Origin of the sequence: Bacillus sp. 16GRE42 (genome assembly GCF_019837435.1) — a bacterium.
GTDB lineage: Bacteria > Bacillota > Bacilli > Bacillales > Bacillaceae_G > Bacillus_A > Bacillus_A wiedmannii.
In genome coordinates this window covers 1-5430 of record NZ_JADAXF010000017.1, presented here as the reverse complement: position 1 = coordinate 5430, position 5430 = coordinate 1, and the positions used below count along the sequence as shown (strand labels likewise).

At 33.3% G+C, this 5430-nt stretch carries 5 protein-coding genes and 1 pseudogene; all 6 read right to left on the bottom strand.

The window, feature by feature from the left end; genetic code table 11:
• Positions 1-87 precede the first annotated feature (87 nt).
• Positions 88-417, bottom strand: a pseudogene (locus tag ILS93_RS28280) (ASCH domain-containing protein); the annotation flags it as partial.
• Positions 418-806: 389 nt separating this feature from the next.
• Positions 807-1604 carry an undecaprenyl-diphosphate phosphatase UppP gene (gene uppP / locus ILS93_RS28275; protein WP_060486332.1) on the bottom strand — a complete coding sequence of 266 codons (798 nt, stop codon included), beginning with the start codon at positions 1602-1604 and terminating at the stop codon, positions 807-809.
• A 17-nt stretch (positions 1605-1621) separates the two neighbouring features.
• Positions 1622-2359 (bottom strand): ABC transporter permease, encoded by a 738-nt coding sequence (locus ILS93_RS28270; RefSeq protein WP_000247712.1) that lies wholly within the window; start codon positions 2357-2359, stop codon positions 1622-1624.
• On the bottom strand, positions 2352-3281 hold the full coding sequence (locus ILS93_RS28265) for an ABC transporter ATP-binding protein (protein ID WP_098103664.1): 930 nt from the start codon (positions 3279-3281) through the stop codon (positions 2352-2354). Before ILS93_RS28265 ends, ILS93_RS28270 begins: the two co-directional genes overlap by 8 nt.
• Positions 3282-3349: 68 nt before the next feature.
• A complete protein-coding gene (locus ILS93_RS28260) occupies positions 3350-4363 on the bottom strand; it encodes a sensor histidine kinase (protein ID WP_222661732.1) in 1014 nt (337 codons plus the stop codon).
• Positions 4353-5066 (bottom strand): response regulator transcription factor, encoded by a 714-nt coding sequence (locus ILS93_RS28255; RefSeq protein WP_064475988.1) that lies wholly within the window; start codon positions 5064-5066, stop codon positions 4353-4355. Before ILS93_RS28255 ends, ILS93_RS28260 begins: the two co-directional genes overlap by 11 nt.
• Between the last annotated feature and the right edge of the window lie 364 nt (positions 5067-5430).

Sequence of the window (5430 nt, the reverse complement as noted above, 5' to 3'; positions counted from 1 at the left end):
ATTTTATAAAATAAGTTAGTTATCTATGGGCTTCTTGAGTTATAAATAACAAGCTTATAGCTTTAAAAGTAGCAACAGGAACTCCCGGTAATTATAAATACGATCTCCTAAGCCTTCATCAATAGCGAATTCTTCGCTTACTTCATTCATTGGTGTTACAGTTACTTCTATTATTTTAATAATAGCTACAGGTTCATTATTACTAATGAGTATAATACTATAATCGTTAGTAGTCAGTAGTGATTCATTTTCTAATTCATAAAAAATGTGAACGGAGCATGTTGCTGTTTTTATGCCGTCAATTACTAACTGTGCGAGATAATTAGAAGAATCACCGAATTGCCAAGCTGTAATAGATTCCGGTTTGTCACTGTTTCCCCAATAAGTATTCCGATATGATTGTGCTAAAGGATTCAATTGTATCGTTACCTCACTTTAATTAATAATTTTAGTCTCTTTATAATCCCTGGGAAATTTCCTTATTTGCTATATCTTTGTACGTATTTAAAACTTGTATCGGTGTGTTGCGAATTAAGAAAGATAATATGTGTGGAATGAATATGGTTTGTAGACACGTTCGGTCCCTATATGGCATTTTCCAGTAGACATCCATATTAATAGAGGAATGTTTAAATTTTGAATTGTGTCGTACGGTAAAGATTAAAATTGCTTGAAGAACATTTGGATTATTAATGATGATTTATTCCCGCTATGCCATATTGGAGTAGGTAGTACTTGATGTGAAATGGATAAAAAACCGATATTCTAACTTGAATATCGGTTTTTTATCTGTGACTTATATGAATTTATAGCAATACGAAAAGCGTAAATAAGATAGCTAACAAAATACGATAGTATGCGAAAGGTTTTAAGCCTATCTTTTCTAAAAGCTTTAGGAATGTTACTACTGCTAACATCGCTACTATAAAAGAGGTAATGAATCCTACCGCAAACATAGGGATATCATTGACACTTAAATACTTCCAGCTTTTTAACAAGTCTAAGCCTGTAGCGCCTACCATTACAGGAAGAGCAATGAGAAAAGAGAACTCAGATGCAGTTTTATAATTTACTTTTGCTAATAGACCTCCAGAAATAGTAGAGCCAGCTCTAGAGAAGCCGGGGTATACTGCTAAGCATTGAAATAATCCAATTGTTAATGCTTGACGGTATGTTAAATCATCCAGTGAATAGGAGGTTGCCTCTTTCTTTTTTACTTCTGCAAAGAGCATAAGAATTGCCCCTGCTACAAGTCCAATTACGACAGTATAGGGCTGAAATAAGTAAGTTTTAATGACACCATGTAGTAGTAAACCAGCAACTACTGCTGGAAATACGCCAAGAAATACATGGAATGCGTTGAATTTCTTCTCTTTCCGCAGAAGAGGTTTAATATTACATAAAGAAACGAGGCGTTTATGATATAAAATTGCAATAGCTAAAATTGCCCCTAGCTGTATAACAATTTCAAACGTTTTCGCTCTTTCTCCTTCAAAATCTAATAAATGCCCGACTAATATAAGGTGACCAGTAGAAGAGATAGGTAAAAATTCAGCTAACCCCTCTACGATACCGAGTATGAAGGCAATAATGATATCGCTCATCGTTTCACTCCTATAAATTAATGAATGTCTACTCTTTTGAAATAGAATAGTGTTGCAAAAAATCCTGAAACCGCTGTTGCTGCAATGATGATATAAGAATATTCCGGTGGATATGTGGGTTGTAATTCATTATTTGCGATATCAAGAGTAGCGGTCCACGGAAATAAATCTTTATGTTTGGAGTTTACGAGCATAAGATTAGTCATTGTAATAATGACAGTTAATATAATAGGTGGTACATAGCTCTTCATTACAAGAGTTAGTAGCACAATAGGTGAAGACAATAGAAAGAGAAGTCCACCACAGATTAAAAATTTTAGAAAAGAGCCTAAAAATAAAGCAGTGTTAAAACCAGGGAAGTTCCCCAATAGCCCTAATATTAAAGTAAGTGCCCAAGCGACTAAAGTTAGCATCATGATCCAAAGAAAAAGAGTGATGAACTTACTTATAATAAAGCTAATACGCGATACGGGGATAGTTAGTAAATTCTTTAGTGTGTCTTCTGCATATTCACGGGTAAACAGATAAGCAATTACTACTCCATATAAGGGGAACCCTATCACTAAAGTAGTATATAAGTTAACATCAGTAAATAATTGATGGAACCAAATAGTCGGAGTGGGCTGTTTGGTTTTTATATGTATATAAGAAGCTACTACGACTAAGAAAGGTGCGACACCAGCTCCAATAATGCTAATTAAAAACATATTAGAGCGTTTTAGTTTTAATAGTTCTGTATAGAGTAGATTAACCAATTGTTCCACCTCCAACTAATTTAGTGAAATAATCTTCTAATCTATCTTCACTTATCATCATTTTTAATACTTCCACACCATTTAGAACGAATGTTCTGTTGATGTATCCTTGTTGTCCAAAATGAGAATAAATACGAATATTTCCTTCATCATGTACTTCATAATCAAAAATTTGAAGCTGATTTTCTAATAGCATCGCGGCTTTATTTTCATTATTCACTTGAAATTCTATGTACTTACGGTTTGTTTTACGTAGCTTATCAAGAGAAACTTCTTCTAGTAACCTTCCTTCATGAATAATTCCGATACGATCGACTAACTGTTCTACCTCGGCTAATATGTGACTAGAAATGAGTATTGTTATATTTCTTTCTTGAGCTAAAGAATGAATAAGTTTTCGCATTTCTTTAATACCGATGGGGTCTAGCCCATTAGTTGGTTCATCTAATATGAGTAGCTCAGGATAATGGAGAAGGGCGCGTGCAATTCCTAAGCGCTGCTTCATTCCTAAAGAATACTTTTCTACTAATTTTTTTGTCTCGTGCTGCAAGCCTACTATTTCTAATGCTTCTTCAATGGCATTCTTTTTGTGAATCCCAATTATCTTTGCATTAATTAATAAGTTTTCTTTTGCAGTTAAGTTTTCATAGAACCCTGGAACCTCAACGATAGAACCAATTCTTCTTAAAATATCTTTTTGATTTTGAAATAAGTCCTCTCCGAATATTTCAATATTTCCGCTTGTAGGTTTTATAAGACTGAGTAGCATACGAATGGTTGTTGTTTTGCCCGCACCGTTTCGTCCTATGAATCCATAAATCTCGCCTTGTTGAACATTAATATTTAGATTATCTACTGATTTTTGTGTGCCATACACTTTAGTAAGGTTAGTCGTTTTTATAATTGTATTTATAGGAAACACCTACTTTCTATAAGCTCTTAATTACATGATAAGAAGGAAGGCTTAACTGCATATTAATCATTTCTTAACTATTTCTTAAAAGAAATGTATTTTTGAATTGAAAAGCCAAAAGTAGTTCGTTTCCATGGAGTACTTTCAACCCATATATGCCCACCATTTCTCTCAACGAGTGCTTTAGAAATTGAAAGCCCGAGACCGCTACCACCAGAAGAGGAGTTTCTCGATTGTTCGCTTCGGTACATTCGTTCAAATACGTTTTGTAAATCATGTTTTGGGATACCAGGGCCTTTATCCCAAATAAGAAGTTCATAGTCTGTATCAGTTTCTAGTAGTTCGATCCCTAATGTTTTCCCATCTTTTCCGTAATAAATGGCATTTTTTATCAAATTACTCATAATTCGCATAAGGCTAAGGTGGTCTGCAATGATAGGACAAGTAGATTCTGGTATGAGAACCTGTAGTTCGAGATTATGTTTTGAGAGTTCAGGTAAAAATTCAATCAAAACTTCTCTAGTAACTTCAGAAAAGTCGAGTTCCTCTTCTTTTAGTGGAAATTCATTGGCGTCTAGCTTTGCCATATTGAATATTTCGTTAACTAGATGTTTTAAGTTATTTGATTTCATATAAAGTATTTTAAGATATTCTTTCTTTTCTATTTCAGAAGCAGCAACCCCATCTTTTAAAGCGTCGATATATCCAATAATAGAGGTGAGTGGTGTTCGGATATCGTGCGAGATACTAGACAAAAGTTGTTTTCTAGATTCCTCGGATCTTTTTGCTTCGATCCGAACCTTTTCTAATTCAGCTATCAGTTCGTTTATTGAAAAAACGATACTATGTAATGAGGGGTCATTGCTTGTGAATAATCTCGTTTGTAAATTTCCTTTTAGTACACGACCTAATTTTGTGTCCACTGATTTGCGATGTTGAATGAATTGTATTCTTGAAAAGAAGAGATACATTGTAATTAAAATAAGGGTAATAAATAAAGACATCTTTCCTTTTGGACCCATTTGTATATTTAAAAGCCCGCAAATGATAAGTTGTAATGAAATAAGGAATAGGGTTTTATCAGTCTTCAAGTTTTTCACCTACAAACTTATAACCAATTCCCCATACAGTTTGAATGAATTTTGGATTAGAAGGATTGATTTCTATTTTCTTTCTAAGTTTTCGAATATGTACCATAACGGTATTATCGTCTTCTATATAATTATCGTCCCATACATTTCGGAAAAGCTGTGTTTTTGTAAATACTTGTCCTGGGTTTGAAGTAAAGAATTTCAACAGTTCCAGTTCTTTTCCGGTTAAGCTGATTTCTTCTTTATTTGTATGAACTGTGTATGTATTTAAATCGATAGTTAGTCCTTTGAAAGCTAAAAGTGTTTTCTCTTGTGCAGTAGTGTTACTTCCAAGAACTAAAAAACGCCGCATAAGAGCCTTTACTCGTGCAACTACTTCGTGAATACTGAAAGGTTTTGTAATGTAATCATCAGCGCCAATGCTTAAACCTAAAATTTTATCAATTTCGTGATCTTTAGCGGTTAGCATTAATATAGGTACGTTAGTTTTATCTCTAAGTTTTCTACATACTTCGATACCATCTACTTTCGGCATCATAAGATCTAATATAACGAGGTTATAGTTGTTTTGATTAAATAATTGCAAGGCTTCTTCACCATTAACCGCAGTATCTACCATATATAATTCTCGTTCTAAATATATTTTTAATAAATTTCGGATTTCTTTATCATCGTCTGCTATAAGGATACGTATATCTTTCATATTTTCACCTGCTTCTAATAGAGTTTTATTGCTAGTACAACAACTCTCTAATTATATACTAGTATTTGTTAAAATAAGGTTCCTAGTTTTGTTGGAGGGACATGTCTGCAAGAATTAAGTCTAGAGTTCAAATGAAATCGAATATGTTCTGGAAGAATAAATTAAAGAGAAGCAGAAGTTGGTTTCTAGTAATGAATTTTTGTAGAGGAATATCTAGCTAAAAGAGTATAAAAATATTAAATTGAATATCTTTATAAAAAGGTGTTGACGATTTCACCTTAGAGGTGTAATATAGAACAAGTCGCCGATGCAATAACGCAGAACGTGGCAAACGAAATGAAAAACTTAGTTGACATTGAAACAT

What these genes read in the sequence shown, in the direction of transcription:
- ILS93_RS28255 (WP_064475988.1), bottom strand. Translation starts at nt 5,066, where the DNA reads ATGAAAGATATACGTATCCTTATAGCAGACGATGATAAAGAAATCCGA.
- uppP (WP_060486332.1), bottom strand. Translation starts at nt 1,604, where the DNA reads ATGAGCGATATCATTATTGCCTTCATACTCGGTATCGTAGAGGGGTTA.